This window comes from Micavibrio aeruginosavorus (genome assembly GCF_051245535.1).
Lineage (GTDB): Bacteria > Pseudomonadota > Alphaproteobacteria > Micavibrionales > Micavibrionaceae > Micavibrio > Micavibrio aeruginosavorus_D.
In genome coordinates, this window is record NZ_CP195303.1 from 1,513,102 (window position 1) to 1,536,442 (window position 23,341).

20 protein-coding genes are annotated in these 23,341 nt (G+C 57.2%); 8 read left to right on the top strand and 12 right to left on the bottom strand.

Translation table 11 applies throughout. The features are described 5' to 3' along the window. Positions 1–64: 64 nt before the first annotated feature. Positions 65–2,386, top strand: a complete 2,322-nt coding sequence (locus ACSC94_RS07350; RefSeq protein WP_435640195.1) for a response regulator — start codon at positions 65–67, stop codon at positions 2,384–2,386. A gap of 199 nt (positions 2,387–2,585) precedes the next feature. Here the strand turns inward: ACSC94_RS07350 and ACSC94_RS07355 are convergent, their stop codons facing one another. The 9 genes from ACSC94_RS07355 to ACSC94_RS07395 form a co-directional block, all read right to left on the bottom strand. Further along, the gene (locus ACSC94_RS07355; protein ID WP_435640196.1) at positions 2,586–3,317 is read right to left on the bottom strand and encodes a hypothetical protein; all 732 of its coding nucleotides are present in this window, start codon (positions 3,315–3,317) and stop codon (positions 2,586–2,588) included. Between the two features lie 137 nt (positions 3,318–3,454). Next, positions 3,455–4,204 carry a hypothetical protein gene (locus ACSC94_RS07360; protein WP_435640197.1) on the bottom strand — a complete coding sequence of 250 codons (750 nt, stop codon included), beginning with the start codon at positions 4,202–4,204 and terminating at the stop codon, positions 3,455–3,457. Positions 4,205–4,282: 78 nt separating this feature from the next. Further along, complete coding sequence (locus ACSC94_RS07365; RefSeq protein WP_435640198.1) at positions 4,283–4,813, bottom strand: hypothetical protein; 531 nt, start codon at positions 4,811–4,813, stop codon at positions 4,283–4,285. A 190-nt stretch (positions 4,814–5,003) separates the two neighbouring features. Continuing rightward, positions 5,004–5,999 (bottom strand): hypothetical protein, encoded by a 996-nt coding sequence (locus ACSC94_RS07370; RefSeq protein ID WP_435640199.1) that lies wholly within the window; start codon positions 5,997–5,999, stop codon positions 5,004–5,006. A gap of 4 nt (positions 6,000–6,003) precedes the next feature. Next, positions 6,004–7,224, bottom strand: a complete 1,221-nt coding sequence (locus tag ACSC94_RS07375) for a type II secretion system F family protein (RefSeq protein WP_435640200.1) — start codon at positions 7,222–7,224, stop codon at positions 6,004–6,006. A 77-nt stretch (positions 7,225–7,301) separates the two neighbouring features. Beyond that, positions 7,302–9,143 carry a GspE/PulE family protein gene (locus tag ACSC94_RS07380; protein ID WP_435640201.1) on the bottom strand — a complete coding sequence of 614 codons (1,842 nt, stop codon included), beginning with the start codon at positions 9,141–9,143 and terminating at the stop codon, positions 7,302–7,304. 12 nt (positions 9,144–9,155) lie between these two features. Continuing rightward, positions 9,156–10,784, bottom strand: coding sequence for a hypothetical protein (locus tag ACSC94_RS07385; RefSeq protein ID WP_435640202.1), 1,629 nt, complete (start codon positions 10,782–10,784; stop codon positions 9,156–9,158). A gap of 15 nt (positions 10,785–10,799) precedes the next feature. Beyond that, complete coding sequence (locus ACSC94_RS07390; protein ID WP_435640203.1) at positions 10,800–12,608, bottom strand: type II and III secretion system family protein; 1,809 nt, start codon at positions 12,606–12,608, stop codon at positions 10,800–10,802. Continuing rightward, complete coding sequence (locus ACSC94_RS07395) at positions 12,605–12,976, bottom strand: response regulator (RefSeq protein WP_435640204.1); 372 nt, start codon at positions 12,974–12,976, stop codon at positions 12,605–12,607. The genes ACSC94_RS07390 and ACSC94_RS07395 overlap by 4 nt, the downstream gene beginning before the upstream one ends. Positions 12,977–13,263: 287 nt before the next feature. Between ACSC94_RS07395 and ACSC94_RS07400 the strand changes: the two genes are divergently transcribed. The 4 genes from ACSC94_RS07400 to plsY are packed head-to-tail and all read left to right on the top strand — an operon-like array spanning position 13,264 to position 16,529. Then, positions 13,264–13,770, top strand: coding sequence for a prepilin peptidase (locus tag ACSC94_RS07400; RefSeq protein WP_435640205.1), 507 nt, complete (start codon positions 13,264–13,266; stop codon positions 13,768–13,770). Positions 13,771–13,776: 6 nt separating this feature from the next. After that, on the top strand, positions 13,777–15,000 hold the full coding sequence (locus tag ACSC94_RS07405; RefSeq protein WP_435640206.1) for a CaiB/BaiF CoA transferase family protein: 1,224 nt from the start codon (positions 13,777–13,779) through the stop codon (positions 14,998–15,000). Positions 15,001–15,002: 2 nt separating this feature from the next. Continuing rightward, complete coding sequence (locus ACSC94_RS07410) at positions 15,003–15,911, top strand: aspartate carbamoyltransferase catalytic subunit (RefSeq protein ID WP_435640207.1); 909 nt, start codon at positions 15,003–15,005, stop codon at positions 15,909–15,911. An 18-nt stretch (positions 15,912–15,929) separates the two neighbouring features. Beyond that, positions 15,930–16,529 carry a glycerol-3-phosphate 1-O-acyltransferase PlsY gene (plsY, locus tag ACSC94_RS07415; protein ID WP_435640208.1) on the top strand — a complete coding sequence of 200 codons (600 nt, stop codon included), beginning with the start codon at positions 15,930–15,932 and terminating at the stop codon, positions 16,527–16,529. Here plsY and ACSC94_RS07420 read toward each other — a convergent pair. Next, positions 16,526–17,485, bottom strand: a complete 960-nt coding sequence (locus ACSC94_RS07420; protein WP_435640209.1) for a M48 family metalloprotease — start codon at positions 17,483–17,485, stop codon at positions 16,526–16,528. The genes plsY and ACSC94_RS07420 overlap by 4 nt on opposite strands. 109 nt (positions 17,486–17,594) lie before the next feature. On the opposite strand from ACSC94_RS07420, the gene dprA reads away from it, so the two are divergent. After that, the gene (dprA, locus tag ACSC94_RS07425; protein WP_435640210.1) at positions 17,595–18,833 is read left to right on the top strand and encodes a DNA-processing protein DprA; all 1,239 of its coding nucleotides are present in this window, start codon (positions 17,595–17,597) and stop codon (positions 18,831–18,833) included. A gap of 61 nt (positions 18,834–18,894) precedes the next feature. Further along, complete coding sequence (locus ACSC94_RS07430) at positions 18,895–19,761, top strand: radical SAM protein (protein WP_435640211.1); 867 nt, start codon at positions 18,895–18,897, stop codon at positions 19,759–19,761. A gap of 1 nt (position 19,762) precedes the next feature. On the opposite strand, the gene ACSC94_RS07435 is transcribed toward ACSC94_RS07430, so the two are convergent. Continuing rightward, on the bottom strand, positions 19,763–20,164 hold the full coding sequence (locus ACSC94_RS07435) for a hypothetical protein (RefSeq protein ID WP_435640212.1): 402 nt from the start codon (positions 20,162–20,164) through the stop codon (positions 19,763–19,765). 18 nt (positions 20,165–20,182) lie between these two features. Further along, on the bottom strand, positions 20,183–20,443 hold the full coding sequence (locus tag ACSC94_RS07440; protein ID WP_435640213.1) for a hypothetical protein: 261 nt from the start codon (positions 20,441–20,443) through the stop codon (positions 20,183–20,185). A gap of 238 nt (positions 20,444–20,681) precedes the next feature. Between ACSC94_RS07440 and topA the strand changes: the two genes are divergently transcribed. Next, complete coding sequence (gene topA / locus ACSC94_RS07445) at positions 20,682–23,339, top strand: type I DNA topoisomerase (RefSeq protein WP_435640214.1); 2,658 nt, start codon at positions 20,682–20,684, stop codon at positions 23,337–23,339. The last annotated feature ends 2 nt before the right edge of the window (positions 23,340–23,341 follow it).

A 23,341-nucleotide genomic window follows, 5' to 3' on the forward strand; every position in this document is an offset into this window, starting at 1 on the left:
CATGTGATAGGATGAACGGGTTTGGAAGACAAGCCCCTCTTAAGACAGGCCCATACGACCCACCATGTCCCGCCTTACGCAAAATCGGGAATTTTTTGAAAATGTGCCGCTGGGCCTGTGCCTGCTGCGCCGTAACAATACGGGTGCGCAGGATATACTGTTTGCCAACCATGCCATGATTTACATGCTGCGCCCGCCCAAGGGCGTGGATGGTCCGGCCCTTGCCGGGCCGTTTGATGTGATTGGCCGGTCGCTGGACGAAATCTGGCCCAGCCCGTCGATCTGCGATCTGGTCAAAAAACTGAAAAGCGGACAACCGCCGCGCGACATCACCCTGCCCATCTATGATGACGAAGACGGTCGCCAACGCTGGGCCAAAATTACCATCAGCGAAACGGAATTCGAAGATACGCCCTGCTACGCGCTGTGGGTCACGGATATTTCCGCCACCAAAGAAGCCGAAGCAAAACTGCAACAAGCCGTGCAAGAGGCCGACCAGGCCGCCGAAATGAAATCGAATTTCCTGGCCACCATGAGCCATGAAATTCGCACGCCGATGCAATCGGTCTATGGCTTCCTCGAACTCATCTCCGAAGAAAAACCACCCGCCGCCATTCAGAACATGGTGGATACCGCACGCGGGTCCGCCGCCGGGCTGTTGGAAATTCTGGATGATATTCTCGATCTGGCCAAGATCGATGCCAACAAGATGGAACTGGACGTTTTCGAAGTGCCCGTGCGCACGCTGGTGCGCGGGATTTTGGAGGCCCTGTCCGTCCGCGTCATTGGCAAGAACGTCTCCCTGCTCGACAACATCGAATCCGATGTGCCGTTCGTTATTATTGGCGACCCCAAACGCTTGCGCCAGATCATTATGAATCTGGCGGGCAATGCGTTGAAATTCACGGAAAGCGGGGCCGTGACCGTGCGCGTCAGCACCAAAGCCAAAGCATTACAGCCAAAGGACAACGGCATCGTCCTGCGCATCGAAGTGGCCGACACCGGCATGGGCATGACACCGGAGGTGATGGCGCGTCTGTTCCAGCCGTTTAATCAGGCCGACAACACAACATCGCGCAAATTCGGCGGGACGGGTCTGGGCCTGTCCATCTGCCGCCGTTTGGTTGAATTGATGGGCGGGCAAATCGGTGTTGAAAGCACGCCGGGTGAAGGCTCCGTTTTCTGGTTCGAAATTCCGACGGAGCAGGTTTCAACCGATTCTCCGACCGTGAATTTGCCAGCGCTGGATGGCCTCAGCATTCTGTCGGTTGAGGATCACCCACAGGGCGCGCGCGAAATTGTGAAATCCCTGCAATCTATGGGCGCCACGGTTGAAAGTTGCGGCACTGTGGCCGAGGCGATGGAGCTGGTGCAACGCCGCCCGTTCGACGTGGCCGTGGTCGACCAAGGCCTGCCCGACGGGCTGGGGATCGATTTGATCCGCCATATCATGCAAATCCGTCCCTTTATGGGCTTGATCATGTACACGGTGCGCGATGACATTGGCCTGCAACACACGTTGCAGTCTTTGGGTGTCACCTACCTTGCCAAACCGGCCAGCCGTCTGGGGCTGGGCACCGCCGTCATGGATGTAGCCAGCAAGGTCAGCCGCGTCAAAATCGACGGCCCGCGCCGCCTGTTGATCGCCGAGGACACCGCCAGTGTGCGCGCCGTTCTGGAACGGCAATTGCAAAAGCTGGGCGTGGACGCCGATTTTGTGGTGAACGGGCAAGACGCACTCAACGCGCTCGAAACCGGGCTCTATGGCATCCTGCTCACCGACCTGCATATGCCGGGCGTGGATGGATATACGGTGGTGGCCACCATTCGCGATTCCGAACGGGACCGTGACGATGATGCCCATATGCCCGTCATCGCCCTGACCGCCGATGTGCAGATGGCACAGCGCCAGACCTATCTGGCCTATGGGTTTGATGAATGTTTGCTGAAACCCGTATCGCTGGGGCAATTTAAACGCCTGCTGATCCGCTGGGGCCTGCTGAACGAAGGGGGGGACGCCCCCAATTCATCCGATACGGCACAAACCACCACGGCACCGTCCGGTGGCTCCATCGATATTCCCGCTTTGTGCGAACAGATGGGCACAGACCCCGCCGAGGCCATCGACATGATGCGCATGTTTGTCGACATGACCGCCTCACAGATCGATGCCCTGCAACGCGAAGCCGCATCGGGCTCCTACGCCGACATCCGCGAAACAGCCCACAGCCTGAAAGGTGCCGCCCGATCGGCCTGTTGCAACCGGCTGGGCGACATCGCCGCACAAATTCAAAGTGATGCCGAAAATAATGTGATCAATGCCGATTTGATTATCACCGCCGCCAAGGAATTTGAATCGGTGCGGGTGGCGGTTGCGGCGCTTTGATAATTTTTAAACACAATAAGAATTAACAACACGACGAGCGCGACGATATTTTGCACGAACCCCGTCGTGTTGAAAAAACATCATCCAGCCGGCCTCACGCCGCCCCACATTGTCATTCCCGCTTCCCCCCTTCGCATAAAGCTACGGGCGACGAAGTCGCGGGAATGACAAAAAGGAGGGAATTGAGAAAAGCCTCAAATCAATTCGGGCAGCCAGCTTCCTGGAACACCGCAGGCGAACCCTTGATGGTCATCCAGACACGGAAGCAGGTGGAATTGGCGGGGCACTCGACACCGCCATCGGTATCCAGATCCACCGCACTGCCCCCCGCGACAATCGTATCCGCCTCGCACTTGCCAAACTTTTCTTCCAGCTTGGCCAGAGCCGTTTGCAGGTAGGTATCGCTCTTCGTTGTGTGGGTCCAAAAGAAAATCCCGTCATCGCCATTATAATATTCCCACTTTTCGAACAAGGGTGGGGGCGGCGGCAGGAATTTTCCCGTCTCGGCGGTAAAGATGCGCTTATGATCCTGATCATCACCGGGATTGCCGGGGCAGCGCAAATATTCCACAAAATCATCCGCATCGGCGGGCGGCGTGGCACCGGTAAAATGTGTCGATGTTGGCTTGATCGGGAATTTTTTATTCGCCCCCGGGTCGCTGCCCGTGACCGTGTTATCGATCGTATTATCCCCCATCTCATGCAAGATGACGCATTCTTGAATCGCGGTGCGGATATATTCGGCCTGTGATTCAATTTCCGAGATGGTTTTGAATGTGTTCTGGCTCTGCGTCTGCTGCCCCGACGGTTCCATAAAACTGAGAGTCAGCGCCGCCAGCAAGGCAATGGCAATCAGAATGTAAACCAGCGCACTGCCCCGCTCCCCACATCGTTCGCCGTGCATACGATTTTTTACAAAGCCCATTGCCATCTCAATCACCTTAAAAATTCTTTCAGCCATCATTATACAAAAGAAAAGCTGGCCATCCAACCCCGGATGACCAGCCCTTCAAACTCAAGCGAAATCGGGTTTATGCAAGGGGGCCAAAACCCGCCCCCTCGGCATTATTACCGTTCAACCAGAACGTGGTAGTAGACGTAGGTCGTGCCACCCGCATCGTAGCAACCAAACGGTTGCCCTTTTAATGTATCACTAGCGCCATCACCAATGACTTCATCTGGCGTAGCTGCCAAAGCCGGATAGCTATCATTCATGAAGTCATCCGTGGCGCCTTCTTGCGCACCAGATGGAACATAAGCAGCTTCGCCCGTTGGAATCGTCGAGCCCAAACCTAGTTCTTCGTTCATTTTCCGGCACACGGTCTGCGTCACACCAGGCAAATAAGCGATCAGATCATTTCCTGCGTTACTTGCCGCATCGGTCAGACCAATGTCTTGGATCTGGTTCTTCATGTTAAAGTACCAGTTACCTGCCGAGTTTACGCCGCTCGAAGCCATCATATCAGCCGGAGCATTGGTAAAGACAGCGCCGCCACCTTGGGGATGGAAAACAGACGTGCGCTCTTCATCCTCTGTTGTAATCTGATCAAAATCCGAGGGCGGGTTGAATTTCAGTTCATTAACATCAGTTCCCGCGATAACCATACGAACAATCGATGTCCGAATGCCGGCCGGGTACTGCGTCAACTGCGCCGAGCTGATCAGCGCCGTTTCACCGGACGCATCACCAGACCCGGACCGGGTGGATTGCGTCACGGCATAAGACAGGGCGGCAAACAAAGCCACCGCAATCAGGATCAGGAACAGCACGTTTCCGCGTTCCCCCGAACGTTTATTTTCAATCATTGTTGTGGTCATTTTCCAATCCTCTTTCGCTCGAAAAAATGTTTCAGTCGGTAGTATGCAATGACATCCGGCGACAATCTACCATAAATATTAGTTAGGCTTGTCGACAGAAACCTTATTCACCTTCAACAGGGCAATCAATTTATCCTTGTCACATTCGCGACCCACGCACATACGGTCCACCGTGACGCGCCAGCCTTGCCCACCATTTTGCATATGACCGATCGCCTCACGAAATTCGGCAAAACGGGACGTATCCGTCGACGTGACTTGAATGCTAGAGCCCGAAGCTTGAATTTTCAAACCTCTATATGTCTGCGTCAAACTGTCCGCAAACTCTTTCACATCCTTTGCCGGAACCGGAATGTCCGTTACCTTTGGCACCATGGGCTTCAGCGCCTCAACCTGCTTCAGTTCGGCGCGCAGCGTAATCATTTTCTGGGTCTGGATCGTGGCATACAGGCCAAGGGCCCCAGCGGCGGCCCACGCGATGCCCGCGGCAATCAACGCATTCTGGCCCGCCGTGTGCGGCAGGTCTTCCAAAAAGCGGTTTAAATCCTCACTGGCCTGCGGCTTCATATATTTCTGAAGCGACCGCCAGTCGAACGACTTGAAGTCCAAAACTATTACCCTTTGACCCAATCAGGCTTGTCGGTTTATCCGACTTAATTAACCTTAATATACTAGCTTAAAGACAAAGATTTAAAAGCTCTTTAAAGGCGTTAGACGTGTTTTTGCATGTTGCGACGACGCCAATCTGAAGCCTTTATTAACAAGGTGGCACTATCTGGAAAACGCCTACACCACAGCGTTATGACGTCCCCACCAAACGCACCCGGCCATCACCCTCAATCCCCGGTTTGATAGTACCGCGAATCGGGCCCACGCCTTGGCTGAACGATTTTGGCACCAGCGCTTCCCATTCGACCTTGCCGCCTTTGACCTCATAGCGGACCAATGTCCCCTCAATCGTGCGCAACGTATCCAGCAATTCCTGAATCCGCACCATGTGGCGAATGGTGTCCGACTGCAACGCGCCATAGGCGTTGATCATCAGATCGTTCGATAATTTTTCACTGTCCGCTTTCACCTTGGCCAGATCGCGTTTGACAAATCCCGTCATCAGCAATTGCAGAACAATCACAGCAACGGCCAGAGCCGAAACGGCCAATCCGGAATAGAGCAACACCATCGCCGTTGCGCGCGATAATTTCTCGGTGCGCAGGGCACGGTTCCGCCACGGGATAATGGTGGCGACATCCGGATTGATGGTCACAAAGTTTGCATCCATGCTCTGGATACGCGGCAACAAGGTCCGGGCCGCACCGATATAAACCTGCATCCGCGCCGTTTCCGGGTCCCACCGCAGAGCGCTGGCCATACCTTCTTGTTCGTACAGGTAAACCGTCTCACGGTCCCAATATTCACTGTTACCAGGCAGCGCCGCCGCCAAGGGGCACCACGTATCCGGCGCACTGGCCAATGCCACGGATGGCACAGCCAAATACCAGCAACGCCCATCATCCACCGTGTAGCAATAATGCACGCGTTCGGTGCCACACGCCTGTGACGCGGCGTTCCAAACGGCTTCTTCTTCCGTTCCCGGAATATGCGGCAATGATCCGCCAAAAATTTCAGAGGGCAGGAATGGGGAAAGATCGGTCCGGAAATCCTTCGCTTCGCCCGCGATAATATCAGACATGCCGGGGCGCAGCCGCGCCGGGCCCTGGTCCGCGCCAACGGTCGCCCCGGGTGTTGCACCGGCCCGCGTCATTTTTTTCAATGTGTCTTTCGTAGGGAAAGCCATAATCTTACATTGCTCCGCTCATCAAGCCGCCCATCATGCTGTCCATGCTCATGTTCATCACGGTCAGGGCGTAAATAGCGCTACCAAAGGCGAGGGTGAGGTAAACACCGGTGAGACCAAACGCGATCCAGACGATCAAACTATGCTTCGTCTTCGCCGCGGCCGCACGCATTTCTGCGATTGACTCCAATACTGTAGCAACTTGTCCCAGATCGGACAAGCTGGCCAGTTCCATACGTTCGCTGCGGCTCAGTGGCGCCCGGTCCAGCGCGGACCCCAGCCCGACCCCGCGTTCCAGTTCGGTGTTGGCCTCGGTCCAATACCGGGCCACTTCGGGCACCGTGGTCGCCTCGGACGATTGTTTCAGCGTATCGGAAATCGGCACCAGCCCCCGCAACATACGCGCCGCAGCCATCATCGAATCCACGAAGCCCAGATCGCGCAGATACGCCCCAATCATGGGGATTCTCCGCACCACGCGCGCCGTCGGCCAGTCGGTTTTCCCCTTGTTGATCCAGAAGGAAATAACCGCCCACGCCATAAACGCCCCGGCGGCAAAAGCCGTGAAAATCAGAATGTCCCATGTCAGAGCCAGTTGCCCGACCACACGGGTGAATTTTTCCTGCTCCGCCGGATCGGTCGGCGCATTGTTTTTAAACCAATCCAGAACCATACCCCGGCCCCAGAACAGCGATTGCACAATCGACACCACGTCAATGGCCAGCCACGACATGGTGGCCACGATGGCGCGGGTGTTGCGGCGTTTTTGCGTGATAGAGTGAATAGCGTGCGGAATCCCGTCCTGCAGCTTGTTCGCGCGTTCGCTGGCCGCCAGAATGGCGATGGTGCCGTGGTCAAAAATGCGCAACGCTTTCAAGGCATCAATCACGCCCAGACCGCGCGCCAGCGCTTCCCGCGCCGGGGCCAGAATGTTCTGGCGCATCGGGTTGGTTTCGGCCTGAATAATCCGCCAGAACGCCACACCCGGCGATGTCGCCGTGGAGCGGAATTGAATCCCGCGCAACAACTGCACCTGCCACCATGTGGACCGTGCCAGCATCCGCTCCATCGGGGAGCGTTCATGCGGCCGGATCGACAGGACATAGCCGCCCTTCTTCGACACCGCACGGCGCACATCATCCGCCGTCGGCAGATAAAAGGATTCCACAGCGGTTTTTGGTCCGCTGGAGGAATCATACGCAATTTCGGCGACCCATTGCTGCATGGCTTGAATAAATCAGGTTCGGACTCTAGACCAAGGCGGGCACAATAGCCCTGCCCACTATTATAAAGGCAAAAAGCTTAATTTTCCAGATTCGAGAGCGCCAGTTTCGGATCGACCAGCCCGCTCAAGACCAGATCGACCAGCCCCTCGCGCCGCGTGTGAATAATCACGCCGCCAACCCCCAGCACCGCATTCACGTTGGTCATCAAGGCTTCGTAAATCTGGTTTCGTTGCGCCGGGCCCATCGGGATCATGACGGCATCCAGCAACAATGTCCGGCCCATAATGCCCGTGCGGTTGCACAGATCACAGCCCGAGCTGTTGTGCGTGCGCACGATCGCCTCCGGGTTGATGCCCAACGCGTAAATTTCTTCTTCGCTCATCGCCTCACCGGCGCGCGTCTTGTGGGCGCAACCCTGACACAGCGTTTTCACCAAGCGCTGGTTCATGATGGCCTTCACCTGTTGCGCCAGCGTGAATGTCGATGACCGTTCCCGTTCATGCGGCATCAGTGAACGCAAACGTTCAAACGTCTGCAACGCCGTATCGGCGTGAATGGTTGAAATCACGGTGTGGCCGGATTCGGCGGCCCGCAATGCGGTTTCAACCGTATCGCCATCCCGCATCTCCCCGATCACGATATAGTCAGGATCGTGACGCATCGCGGCGCGGATCAAATCGGCGAATTCACCGCCTGCCATACCGGGGCGCACTTGCCACTGTGTGGCGTAACGCAATTCATATTCAATCGGGTCTTCAATCGTCAGAACGTGACGACGACGACGGTCGATCTGCTGCACGCACGCATACAAAGTTGTGGTTTTACCCGAACCCGTCGGACCGGACAGCAGGATCAAACCGCCACCGCCCTTAATATCCGGCGACAACAACTGCGACAAATAATCCGCCACATCCGTATGGCGGCGGAACAGCTCGTCAAAACCTTTCAGCGATGCACGGTCGAGCAGACGCAGGGTGATCTTTTCACCGTCCTGCGCTTGCGGTCCGGCGGCCACACGAATATCGATGTTCCGGCCTTGCCACATAAAGGAAAAACGACCGTCTTTCGGCGTTGTTCGATCACCGAAGTTCAAACCCGCATCCCGCTTGATCAACGTCGTCAAACGCGCCATCGCATCGGACGGCAGCAAGTGCATTGGGATCATGTCGCCATCGATACGATAGCGGATCCAGTTCGGCGTATCCGGGTTATTATCCTGCAGAATGTGAATATCCGATGCGCGCATCTGCAACGCCTCGGCCAGCATGTCGCGCTGGAACTGGTTCAGCAGCAAGCCGTTATCCGTATCGGACAACCATTGCGCCAGCGTCTTTTCCGTCCGGTCGGCGGACAAATCATGCACGGCACGCAGTGTTTCGAGCAATTCCGCCCGATCCCAAACTTCAATCTCAACCCGCTCAACGACCAGACCGGACCGGTTCGCCGTGGACAGCAAGGCCTTGATCTGGCGATCATTCAGCTCATGCAGCGGCGCAACACGCAACACGCCATCCTGCAAACCAATCAAATGAATGGACAGCGGCAACCACGATTGTACCGGCAAAATCGAGCGTAACTGGTCGCCCGATGCGCGATCGCGCAAACCTTCTTCTTCGGCTTCCGCGCCACCGGCCACCGTGGCCCCGGCCATTTCCAGCAATTGTTCCGTGGTGCGGGACACACCCTGATCCATCAGGATGGCGCGTTCTTTTTGCACCATATCCAGATAACGTTCGCGGCCTTCGTTCGCGCGCAGGCGGCGGCGATCCGCCCACATGCGACGCTCCATCCCGCCGGGTGCGCCTTGTTCCGCCTGACGGCGGTCAATGCGCTCAACATCCGAACGGCGCTCCTGCCCCTCATAGCCGGGGAGAGCGTCTGGATGGCCTTGATCGTCTGGATAATCCTGATCGCTCATCGCCTCAGGTCCTTACTGCGTTGGTGTCGTGCTGGTCGACGGTGCCGATGTCGACGACGATGTGGTCGATGACGACGAGCGGCCTGATCCAACATTCACAGAATTGGAAGACAACGCACGGTCGAACAGCAACAATACTTTTTCATCACCGCTCTGGAATTCAACACCGCTGGAGCGGATGTTGACGTTCCACAGGAAGCCACCAATAACAACCTCTTCGCCATTAAAGACGATACGGCTGCCACCCGGACCGGTGATAATGGCCCGCTTCGGCGAATGCGACGTCACGGCAAAACCATCCAGAACCGTGGCCGGATCGATATCGTTATCACGAACGATGATTTCCTGACGCGATTCACCGGATGAGCTGGTCACAACCGTTTCGGACAGACGAACGGCCTGATTATCCTTGCTGACAATACCCGAAGCCGTACCACGGACGGGCAGCACCAGAATGCCCCGCGCGCCATCATGCGCGATCTGAATATCATCCAGAATAGCTCCTTCGCGCACCGGGTTCCACACCACGGTCAGCGGACAGGCCTGTACCGGCTCCAGCATCATGCCTGTGGCGCAACCGTTTTTCGAAATCGACAAACCGGTATCCGTATTGGACAGGCGGATTTCGTTCAACGTCAACGCAACATCACCCGCATTCACCAATGACACCGTCATGGCAGAGGACGTAGAAACACCCGTTTCAAAATTGATTTCTTCTTGTGAAGACACCAGCAAACCCTTGCCCGGGATGGCTTCCGGGAACGGCTTGGCCTGCTCCAGATCCTCTGGATCAAACTCACCCAGAATAGGCACGCTGGCCACGCTGGTCGGACCGGAATGTTCAACAACCAGAACGCCCGACACCTGCCCGCGCAAGATCGGTGACCAGATGAGAGAAACGATACAGGCCTGACCGGGGCCGAGTTTCGCGCAATCCGTGCGGAAGCTGATCCCCGATTGATCGGCCGCTTCGACATAAATGGCTTCAACGTCGATGGCTTCGGACGTGATGTTACGGAAGACAACCGGTTTTACGACAGGCTGGCTGGTATCAACATCTTCGAAATCCAGTTCGGTCGGAATGGCTTCGATATCGCTGCGGAACACATCGGTATCGTCATCATTGGCCTGAACATCACCCACCACGGTGGCGGTGACCAGACGGGTGGTCCCGCTGTGACGCATCAACATTTCGACACGGAAACGGCCTGCCTGCAAACCCTTGACCGACAAACCGATGGCGCACACAGCACCCGGCGGCAACATGTCTTCCGGCGAGGACCCCTGGCATTCATTGATGGCGACGGATGCCGACACGCTGGATGACGGGTACAGATTGATGGCCCCCGTCTGCAGCGGGCGGCCGCTATCGTTACGGAACAACACCACGACCTGCGCCGTGGAGCCCAATGAAATCTGGCCCGTGTCGACATTGGGCTGAACCGGCGTCAAATCACCGATAACTCCGCCCTTGCTGGTCACGTTGCGACCCGGATCGTCAAAGGCGCTTTGCGCGGCGGCCTGTGATGCAAACCCCGTCCACAACAGTCCGGCACCGACAGCGCCGATCAAACATGCGCGTAAACCCCGTGAAATCAGGGTTTGGGCGGACGATGGTGCAATGTTCAATAATGTCATCATTGGATCATTTACCTATCAATATGTCCCGGTCAGTCGACCAGATTCCAAAAGGTCCACGGGCGCCCCGCTGTTGGGCGCTACGGGTTGCCCCATCATTCGCGCATCACGGGCCAGTGTGGCCGGACGTTGTGTATCCAAGGGTGCGACTTCGACCGATGGATCCATTGGTGCATTCATGGGCGCCCCGGTGGCAGGCACAACGGGTGCGATCGGCGCTATATCTGCTTCCGCCACAGGAACAACGACGGACTCGCTGACCTCCGGTGTCGGGGTCGGCGTCGGTGCGACATACGGCGTTTGTCCCGGCGATGGAACGCCCGGATTCACCGGTTCGTTCGGCGATGCCGGCATGGACGATCCGCGAATTGCATTGCGCTGGCCTTCATCCGGGTTGGTGTAGACAACCACACGCGGACGCAACAGGAACACCAATTCCTGGTTCGATGTCACCGTCGAACGGTTGGTCGGCAGAACAGGTTCCATCAACCCCAGACCGTTGGTATTGAAGTTGTCTGATTCCTGAACAAGTCCAGCGATCAGAACGGAATCGCCCGGGCGCACGCGCACTTGCGTGTTCAATTCGCGTTCGGTCGTGCGCGGCAACTGAATGGTTGTCGATCCGCCACCGGTGGAATCAAAGGCGAAATCCTCAATCTCCAAAACATCGGTCAGGGCGATTTCAATATCGGCATAAACGGTTGCGTTATCCCACGCGCTGCCCACGGTCAGGGTGAAGCCGGTATCAACCGAATCCGTGCTGACCGACGTGGTCGATTGACCGTTATCCAGCGTCTCGGAAATTTCCGCGACATAGTTCTGGCGTTCCGCCGCACGCAGGCGCGCTTCCGATCCCGAAAGAACCGTGATTTGCGGTTGGGATACGGTTTTCACCGCACCGAATTGCGACAGGAAGTTGAACACTTCACGCGCCGTCATGGAACCATCGGCCCCTTCAATCCCCTTCGTCGTCGGCAGGCCGATGCTGATCGGGTTGGTAAAGCCCTCACCCAGCGTCGCATCACTGATGCTGAAGCCCGTGCCAAACTTGCCCAGATCGGCCAGCATATCCCAACGGATACCCGTGGCGTTACCGGCGTTTAGCGACACTTCCCAGATATAGGTTTCAAACACGATCAACGCGGTCGACGCGCGCATGCGCTGGAAATAACGCAACGCCATGTCGGCTGAATTTTGGTTCGCGTTATAAACCAACGTCCGGGTCGAGCTGTCGATAATCGGTGCCGTGCCAACGATAGCGGCCAGACCAGCGGCCACGTTCTGCATGAACGATTCATCTTGGCTGATCGGCGGAATTTTAACGGTGAATGTCTGGCTTTCTTTCACAACCAGAACACCATCTTCGAACGAACAATAAAGCTGGGCCAGACCGCAAACTTTATGCACGACGGAGTTTAACGGCCCGCGCAAATTGGCAACTGTAATGGTACGGGTCAAACCTTCGTTGCTTTCAAACGCCAGCGGCACATCGTAATCCGCCAAGATCAACTGCAACGCACCAGCCAAGGTTTCACCGCGCAGTTCAAGCGGACCAACCATGTCGCTGGGCAACGGATCATCCATGGAAATTTCAGGAATCAAAACATCGCGGCCCAGCGGCAGATACATCACACTGTCCGGGCGTTCGTTGACGGCTTCTTTACGCTCTTCGGCAAACGCAGGCGCAGGAATGTCCAGATCGCGCGCGCCCGGCACGTTTGCCTGCGCACAGCCCAGCAACATCAGCGGCAACAACGCAGCCGACATCAATTGTCGCGCCATACCTTTACGGTTTTGCATCTTGCGTGCGTGTGTTTTCATCATCATGTCCCCCGGGTGACCAACACCCGTTCAATCGCTTTAATCAACCTGTCTTTCACAACCGGCTTTATCAGAACAGCACCAACGCCCCACTTGGCCGCCTGTTCCAACAAATCGGTCGTCTGATCGCCCGTCACAAGAATGACCGGCGTTTCTAAATCTCTGCCGCGCAAGGCGCGAATAAAATCCAATCCACCCATCGGCTCCATCCGCACGTCGACGACAGCCGCCGCAATATCGGCACTCATCAAACCGAGTGCTTCGTGACCGTCTTTTGCTTCCACCGTTTCATGTCCGGCATCTTTCAAAAAACGGACGATTTGCATCCGTACAAAATCATTGTCTTCGACAATCAGGATATGAGCGGCAGACATGGGGTACGAGCCGGGAACAAAATAAGGACTGGGGGGTGGCCTGACGTGATTCGCCAAACCGGATAAATCATAACAAGGGTAAACAAGGAACCCCTTTGATGCAAACGCTTTTGGCGCAAACCCGTGGTTTCTAGCCCTTGGCGCACCAATACCGCCCTCACGTTAACAATTGCTTCAGCTTCGTAAAATCGCTGTGAATCACCATGCCCCCGCATATTGAGCCCCACCCCGCCCGGGTGTAGGGTCAGCCCCATCGCTTTTCCCGATAAACTGATGGAAAGACTGGCATGTTGGACTGGGTGGCGCTGTTATGCCTTGCGGGCGCGATTGGATTGCTGATCGCGCTGGCCATCATTGACCTGAAAACTTGGCTGCTGCCCAATGTGCTGGTTGCCCCCTTTGCCCTGCTGGCCGTTATTTTCCATTTTGCCGCCCCAACCCAATCCCTCCCCTTGCCCGATATGATCGTCGGGGCCGCGCTCGGTTTTGGCGTATTATGGATTATCCGCTATTGCGGCAGCCGCTATTATGGCCAAGACGCCCTCGGCCTTGGCGATGTCAAACTGATGGGGGCTGCCGGATTATGGTTAGGGGCCGAAGGCATCACGCTGGCCCTGACCCTTGGCGCGACCGCCGGATTGTTACACGGGTTGGGCGTGGCCGCCCTGACCGCGCGGCGCGAAGGTGGACCGATGAAACTCTCCCGCCTGCAAATTCCCGCCGGACCCGGTTTCGTTGTCGGTATTCTGTGCGTTGGCGCGTACCAATACATGCATTTCCGGATCGGGGGATAAACAACAATGACGGGCGCATTGAACACTATCCGCGTTCTCGACCTCTCCCGCGTTCTGGCCGGGCCTGTCTGCACACAAATTCTGGGCGACCTTGGCGCCGACATTATCAAGATCGAACGCCCCGGTGAGGGCGATGACACCCGCAAATGGGGCCCGCCTTATCTACTGGACGAAAACGGCGCACCCACCAGCGAGAGCGCCTACTACCTCTCCGCCAACCGCAACAAACGCTCCCTCGCCGTCGATATCACAACGACGGAAGGGCAAGAGATCATTCACGCCCTGCTCGAAAAATCCGATGTGATGATCGAGAATTTCAAAGTGGGCGGGCTGGATAAATACGGGCTGGGCTGGGCCGACATTCAAAAACGCCATCCGCATATTATCTGTGCCTCCATCACGGGTTTCGGCCACACCGGACCGCTGGCCAGCGAACCGGGTTACGACCTTTTGGTTCAAGCCATGGGCGGCATGATGGCCATTACGGGTGAACCCGGCGGCCAACCCATGAAAATCGGCGTGGCGCTGAGCGATGTCATGACCGGCCTGTACGCCACCATCGGCATCCTCGCCGCGCTCCATGCGCGGAAAGAAACGGGCACAGGCCAGCATGTCGATGTGGCGTTGCTGGATTGTACACTCGCGGGGCTGACCAATCTGGCGCAATATTATTTAACATCCGGCACCGTCGCCAAACGGCAGGGCAACGCCCATGCCACCATCGTCCCCTATCAGGCGTTTGAAGCATCGGATGGCTGGATGGTCATCGCCGTTGGCAACGACACGCAATTCAAACGTTTCGCCACCGCGCTCGGCCATGCCGAATGGGCGGAGGATGACCGCTTCACCCGCAACCAGTCCCGCGTGAAACACCGCGACATTCTGGTCCCCATGATCGAAGCCGCCATGAAAACGCGCAGCGTGGAGTCGTGGGTGTCATTGTGCCGCGACATCGACGTGCCCGCCGGGCCCGTGAATAAGATGGATCAGGTGTTCGCCATGACGCAGGTCGATGCCCGTGCGATGAACATTGAAATGGATCATCCTTTGTCCCCCACACCAATCCATCTGGTGGGCAGCCCGCTGAAACTGTCGGACACATCTGTCGATTACCGTTTACCTCCCCCGATTTGCGGGGAACATACACGCGATATCCTGCACGGCCTGTTACAGATGGATGATGCGGATATCCAAACCCTGATTACGCGTAACATTGTGGACCAGTCTTAAAAATGAAACATTGCACCGGCATACAGAATTTAAGCGACGCGGATATTGACGCCATTTTATCGCGCGCCCAAACCTATGCCGACCAGATCAATGCGGGCCAACCCATCACCCCGACCTTGAACGGGCGGATCGTGATGAATTTGTTTTTTGAAAATTCCACCCGCACGCGTACATCGTTTGAAACAGCCGCCCTACGTCTGGGGGCCAATGTCATTAACTGGGACGTTGAATCCAGCTCGCTGAAAAAGAACGAAAGTTTTTCCGACACGATTCAAACACTGGCCGAATATGACCCGGATGCCATCATCATCCGCCATTCCGACTACGGCGCGCCGGATTATGTGGCGTCCATGGTCAAATGTCCGGTGATCAATGCCGGGGATTCGTGGCGCGAACACCCGACACAGGCCTTGCTCGACGCCTTCACCATCCGCCAAGCCAAGGGCCGGATCGAAGGACTGACCATCGCCATCTGCGGCGACATTGCGCACAGCCGCGTCGCCGCATCCAACATGGCCCTGCTGACCCGATTGGGGGCAACGGTGCGTGTGATTGCGCCGGATTTCCTGATGCCGGAAAAACCACTGGCCGCGGGCATTGAAAAATTCACCTCGATGGAATCCGGCCTGCCCGGCTGCGACATCGTTATGATGCTGCGCAATCAGAAGGAACGCATGGACCCATCGCGCATGCCATCCGACATTGCGTTCTTCAATCAATATGGCCTGACCATTGATCGGCTGGATCTGGCCCAGCCGGATGCGTGCGTGATGCACCCCGGCCCGATGAACCGGGGCGTGGAAATTGCCGATGACGTCGCCGATGACCCGACGCGATCCCTGATTTTAAAACAGGTGCGCAACGGTGTCCCCGTGCGCATGGCTGTTCTTGACCTTCTGATCAACCGCTAACGAAACGATATAAAATAAATGACCAGCGTTCTTCTCTTCTCCGTCTTTGGCTATCTGCTTGGTTCGATCCCGTTCGGGTTGGTGCTGGCGCGTCTGGGCGGGTATGGCGATATTCGCAAAATCGGGTCCGGCAATATTGGTGCCACCAACGTGCTGCGCACCGGAAACAAACCGCTGGCGTTGCTGACGTTGATTTTGGATGGCGGCAAGGGCGCGCTGGCGGTTTTGATCGCCAACCATTTTGGATCATTCGATGCCGCCATGGCCGCCGGGTTGTTCAGCATTCTGGGCCATTGCTTCCCGGTCTGGCTGCAATTCAAGGGCGGAAAAGGCGTGGCCACCACGCTGGGCATGGTTCTGGCTTTGGCTCCGTTTACGGGTCTGGCCGCGTGCGCCACATGGCTGGTCGTGGCGTTTATCTCCCGCATCTCATCGCTGTCGGCCTTGATTGCGATGATCTCGATGCCGGTATCGGCGTTCCTGATCTATCACGATGCAAAACTGGCCGCCGTGTGCGCGGGCGTCGCCGCCTTTGTCTGGATCCGCCACAAGGCGAACATTCAGCGCATCCTGAAAGGCGAAGAACCGAAAATCGGCAAGAAGAAAAAAGACGCTTAAGGGCGCGGCGCGGATACAGGCGGAACGACACGCGGCGTCTGCAAGGACGGATCGGCCGCGACCATGTCTTTCCACACGGCGCGCAATGATTTCACCCGGTCATCGCGCACGGGATGCTCGCCAAAAACTTTTTCCAATATGACCGTCACCGTCGGCGCGGGTTCGTCGTCTTCATAAATACCACCCGGCCCCGTATCGTCCAGCCGATCAATCAGCGACACCGCCGCATTGAAATCACGTGTCAGGCGCAAGGCATTGGCATCAGCACGGTATTCCTGTTCCCGAATGATTTTGGCACCCAGCGCTTTTTGAACGATATGATGGGCATAGAAAGACCCCATCCACGACATCCCTAAAAACGCCGCAGTAACCGACCCGCCCGTGAACAGAACAGCCCCCATCATGGCCACACCCGCAACCCCGGTCAGCACCAGCGATCCATGAATGGCCATACGAATGGGAATCTGTGTCCGTACATCACGGGCGCGCACATGGGCAATTTCATGCGCCAACGTGAACGCTTGCTCCCGGCGCGGCAGGGCCGCGACCTGTGACGATGCGTAAACCGCCTGCCCCGTTGTCGCCGCATACTGACCGATTGTATTCAGGGACGCATAATCATCATCACGAATGAAACGCACCGGAAGCGGTGCCATTCCGGCCTTGAATGCCAGCGAATCCATGATGGTCTGCAGGGTGCCCACAATCGGCGCTTTTTCATGGGCGCGATCAAAGCTGCGATCATCTTCTGTCCGCAGGGCCCGGATCAACCCGCTGCCATACGCCAGCGCGATCATGCCCAACCCAACCGACGGCCCAAAGCCGAACGTGACCGCCGCCGCCATGGCCAGCCCGGTCGGCACCCCAAACTGGGCCAGCACCATCCCGGCCCCGCGCAGCAGACGGGTGCGGGTGGTGGGCAGGTGCAAAACAGGGTTCGCCGGGTTTTCTGACATGACTTCGGTTTTACATATAGACCGCCCTTTTGTCAAAAACTGTGCATGACGCCCCACACTCCCGGGTTTAGGGGCGCTTTCAACCACCCCGGGTGGTACATACTTCGGTATGGCCCGCATACACGAACATGCAGCAACGTCGCATTTTGATGACGATATGATCCGCGACTGGCTCCGGCTGGCGCGCACGCCGCATGTTGGGCCAATCACCTTTTACCGCCTGCTGCAAAAATTCGGTTCCGCCCGCGCGGCGCTGGACGCCCTGCCCAGCCTGAGCCAGGCCAGCGGCAAACAGAAAAAACTCACACCCGCACCGCTGGCCGATATCGACCATGAGCTGAACGCCCTCCGCAAAATGGGCGGCCTGATCCTGTGCGCCGATGATGTGCGCTACCCCGCTCCCTTGCGCGCGGTTGAGGACGCCCCGCCTGTCATCACCGTGCTGGGCAATATCGAACTCCTGAAGCGCCGCTGCGTTGGCGTCGTCGGCGCGCGCAACGCGTCGATGAACGGGCGCAATTTTGCGCGCAAGCTGGCCGCCGATTTATCGGCAACGGGCATCGGTGTCGTCTCCGGTCTGGCCCGCGGCATTGATACCGCCGCGCACGAAGGATCTCTGTCCGGCGGCACCATTGCCGTGGTCGCGGGCGGCATTGATATCGTCTATCCGCCAGAAAACCAGAAACTGTACGATTCCATTCGTGCGGAAGGGTTGATCGTGGCGGAAAGCCCGCTGGCGCAGGAACCCTTCGCCCAAAGCTTCCCCCGCCGCAACCGCGTGATTTCGGGATTGTCACAGGGTGTCGTGGTGGTGGAGGCCTCCCTGCGCTCCGGATCACTGATCACCGCGCGTGTCGCCGCGGAACAGGGACGCGATGTTTTCGCCGTTCCCGGCCACCCGATGGACCCACGCGCCGAAGGCACCAACAGCCTGATCCGCGATGGCGCGGTTATGGTCCGCAACGCACAGGATATTCTGGACGATCTGCGCACCCTGCAACCGGATGAATTTCACACGGCGGCGGGCATGATCCCCGGCGGGTTGTTTGACCGCGCGACCGGATTTATCCACGACGACAAGAATAGCGATGATGATGTCTTCGCCGATCTGGATGATGACATTCTGGATATGATGCTGGATCTGGGCGTGCGCCCGGTGCCCAGCGGCCCGGCCGATCTGTGTGAAGCCATTCTGGACCATTTGTCCACCACCGCCGTACAGGTCGATGATTTAATCCGCGCCCTAGGCCAACCCACCGCCGCCGTGCAAAGCGCCTTGCTGACCCTGGAACTGTCCGGCCGCATCCAACGCCTGCCCGGCAACCGGGTCGTGCGGCTGGCGGCGTAAAACACGCCCCACCCCGCTCAAAAAACTTGCATATTTCCATAAATAAACACATGATCCGGCCATGCTGAAGCCAACCCGGGTCATTTTTAACTATGCCGCACGGTGCAACATGCCGTGCCAGTTTTGCTACATCCCATTCAACGGGGTGCGCACAGCACTGGCCGACCGGCTGGTCGCCATCGACCGCGTGGCCGCAATGGGGGCGGAACTGATCACCTTTGGCGGCGGCGATCCGTTGCTGGACCGCGATCTGGAGGCCGTCTTTGCCCACACCGCATCCCATGGCATAAAAATCCAGTTGGATACGAACGGATTGTTGCTGAATACCGACACCCTGCCCTTGCTGCAACGCTATGTCAGTTTTATGAGCCTGCCGCTGGAGGGCGATGCCGATACCCACACGCTGATGCGCGGGAACAAAAAGCACTTTGCCCATGTACTGGATACCATTCCGCGCGTGCTGGATGCGGGCATCCGGTTAAAGATCAATACGGTGGCCTGCACCAAAAATCTGCACGCTTTGCCCGCCTTGGCGGAAACATTATCGCCCTTCGCCCAGCGGACGGATAATCCACTGGCGCGGTGGAGCATTTATGAATTCATCCCCGCCGAACGCGGCGAAATGAACCGGATTGATTTTGAAATGGCCCCCGGCCGCTTTCACACCGCGATGCAGGCGCTGCGCCAGCAGTTCCCCGCCCTGCCCATCGAACCCGGCGCACGCAGTACACGCAAATCAGCTTATTTCTTCATGAATGATAACGGCACCGTGTACGCCACCAACCCGGCCCCGGACCGCGACAGCACGATATTTCTGGGCCACATCATGGATGATGATATCCAGGAAAAATGGTCCGCCCTGATTGAGGGGACGGACCATGGTGATCGTTTCAAGGACCGCGCAACGCTGCGCCTTGGACTGACTTAAACTACGGTGTCGGCACAGGACCAGACGCAGCGGGCAGAATAACAACCTGCGCCAATTCATCACCCAGCGCCCTTACATCATCTTTCGTGGCCCCATCGGGCAACAACGCGCAAACCACATCCAGCATTTTCAAACGGTCGTGGGTTACGGGTTCAAACATCTCGATCGTGACCAGTGTTTCATCATCGACGAGATTGTTTTCCACATTGGCATAGTTTTCCTTGGCAATAGCTTCATGCTGGATGCCCGTGTCGATCTGCAATTTCTGCAGCGCATCGGCCAGATCATCTTTGCCGATGGCGCGCAATTGCTGCTCGGCCTGATCCAGCGCAAACCCGGCCATCATAATCGCCATCGTATCGATGGTTTCATCCAGCGTGTGTGCAACGTCTTTGAACATCATCGTGTGTTCCTGATCCGGTTACGGCGCGGGGACGGGTTGTGGCGTCGCTGCTTTCTTGTCCGCCATGATCTTCTTGCAATCATCTTTTGTCAGTTCAAACAAAACCTTCTGCGCGGCACCCGTGGCGCGGCGCATAAATTGATCGTGCAGGGATACGGAATCGCGGGTTATGCGTTCACAATATTGATCAACCATCAAATCCGGGTTCGCGTTATCGCGCGCATCCTGTTCGCGCTTGTCTTCGTTCAAAACATGCGCACCGCCCACAAGAACCGCCATCCCCAGAACAAACCCAGAATTTTTGCCGTCGAGACTTTTGTACCGCTCATACCCAATACCCTTCGCCTGATGGCCCAAGCCGGGCCCGTTACAGATCAGGCACATTAAACCCGCGCCGATTATTATGTCAATAAATTACGCCGTCCGCCATTTTCCCTAAAAACCACCCTGTTGACGAACGCCCCAACCCGTGTCATTCCCTGAAAGGACACTTTATATATAGAGGCAGGATTTTCACTTGAGCGCTTCCAATCTCGTCATCGTTGAATCCCCGTCCAAGGCCAAGACCATTAATAAGTATCTTGGCCCGGATTATGAGGTTTTGGCCTCTTACGGCCACGTCCGCGACCTGCCGCCCAAGGATGGGTCGGTGGACCCGGAGAATGGCTTTGCCATGCTCTGGGAACTGGGGGACCGCGCCGCCAAACCGGTGGGGGACATCCGCCGCGCCGTGAAAAAGGCCAAAGCCCTGTACCTCGCGACTGACCCTGATCGTGAGGGGGAAGCCATTTCATGGCACGTGCAGGAACTGCTGAACGATGAAAACTTGCTGGAGGGCAAACAGGTCTTCCGCGTCACCTTTAACGAAATCACCAAGAAAGCCGTTCAGGAAGCGTTCAAAAACGCCCGTGATCTGGATACGCCGTTGGTCGATGCCTACCTCGCCCGCCGCGCGCTGGATTATCTGGTCGGGTTTAACCTGTCCCCGGTTCTGTGGCGCAAGCTGCCCGGTTCCCGCTCTGCGGGCCGTGTGCAATCGGTGGCGCTGCGCCTGATTTGCGAACGCGAATCCGAAATTGAAAAATTCCGCGCCGATGAATATTGGACGATCGAGGCCCGCCTGCACAACCGCGACGGCGCGCCGTTCACCGCGCGCCTGACCCACCTGTCCGGCAACAAGCTGGACAAATTGGATATCGGGTCCGAAGCGCAGGCGACCGCCGCCGCCAACCGTATTCGCGGCAAAAACCTGATTGTGCAGAATGTTGAGAAGAAACAGGTCCGCCGTTTCCCGCCGGCCCCGTTTATTACCTCGACCCTGCAACAGGAAGCCTCGCGCAAGCTCGGCTTCGGTGCCTCGCAAACCATGCGCACGGCGCAGCGTTTGTATGAGGGCACGGAAATCAACGGCGAGACCGTCGGCCTGATCACCTATATGCGTACCGACGGCACGACCTTGTCCGAAGATGCGGTCACGCAATGCCGTGATGTGATTAAATCGAATTACGGGCCGAAATATCTGCCCGATGCGCCGCGCCTGTATAAATCCAAGGCCAAGAACGCACAGGAAGCCCACGAAGCCATTCGCCCCACCGATCTGTCGCGCACACCGGACGAAGTCCGCATGTATGTCGAAGAACAAATGGCGCGTCTGTATGAACTGATCTGGAAACGCACCATGGCGTCCCAGATGGAAAACGCCGTGATGGACCAGGTGGGCGCGGATATTTCCGATGGCACCTCCGATGTTGTCCTGCGCGCCACCGGCTCAACCGTCGCGTTCGACGGTTTCCTGACCCTGTATCAGGAAGGTCAGGATGATGACGAAGCCGACGAAGAAAACCGCCGCCTGCCCGTTCTGGACAAGGGCGATGCCACAAAATTGATCGACGTCGCCCAAGACCAGCATTTCACCCAGCCGCCGCCGCGTTATTCGGAAGCGTCACTGGTGAAGAAAATGGAAGAGCTGGGGATTGGCCGCCCGTCCACCTACGCCTCGATCCTGCAGGTGTTGCAGGACCGCGATTATGTGCGGCTGGACAAGAAACGCTTTATTCCGGAAGACCGTGGCCGTCTGGTCACCACCTTCCTGTCGAAATTTTTCACCCGCTATGTCGATTACGATTTCACCGCGACATTGGAAGAAGAGCTGGACGCGATTGCCGCCGGACAAGCGCATTGGAAAGATGCGCTGGCCCAATTCTGGAAGGATTTCAGCAAGGCCGTCGGTGACACCAAAAACCTGACCATTACCGAAGTCATCGACAATCTGGATGCCGAACTCGGCCCCCACTTCTTCCCGGTGGTTGAACATGGCAAAGACCCGCGCATCTGCCCGGCCTGTAACGAAGGGCGTCTGTCCCTGAAGCTGGGCAAATTCGGGGCCTTTATCGGCTGCGCCAATTACCCGGATTGCCGCTACACCCGCCCGCTGGTCGTTCCATCCGCGGATGAAAACGCCGAAGGTGGCGAAGCCGGCGGCGAAAGTGGCCTGGCCGCCCAACTGGCCAACGCCCCGAAAATTCTGGGCAATGATCCGGTAACCGGCCGCGCCGTGTCTTTGCGTCGTGGTCCATACGGTCCGTACGTACAAATTGATCCGCCGGAAGCCCCGCCCGCCCCCGCTGTCGAGGAAAAAGCCCCCGAGGTCGAAGACGGCACCGCGAAAAAGGGCAAAGGCAAAGCGAAGAAGAAAAAGGAAACCGCAGAGAAACCAAAACGCCAAGGCGTTCCCAAGGGCCTGAAGCTGGAAGATATTGATCTGGCCGCCGCCCTGAAATTGCTGGAACTGCCGCGCGAAATTGGCCTGCACCCGGAAACCAAGGAAATGATCAAAGCGGGCATTGGCCGCTTTGGCCCGTTCCTGGTCCACCAAGGGTCCTATACGTCCATTCCAAAGGGCGATGACGTTTTGACCATCGGCATCAACCGCGCCGTTGATTTAATCGCAGCCAAAGCCGAACGCGCCGCCAATGGCGGTGGCCGTCGCGGTGGATGGGGCAAGAAAAAAGCCAAAGCCGATGGTGATGAGGCCGCACCAAAGAAAACAGCGGCGAAGAAAAAGGCCCCGGCTAAAAAAGCAGCCGCCAAGAAACCTGCGGCAAAGAAGACTACGGCTAAAAAGCCCGCAGCAGCAAAGAAGCCGGCAACAAAGAAACCCGCCGCGAAAGAATAGTA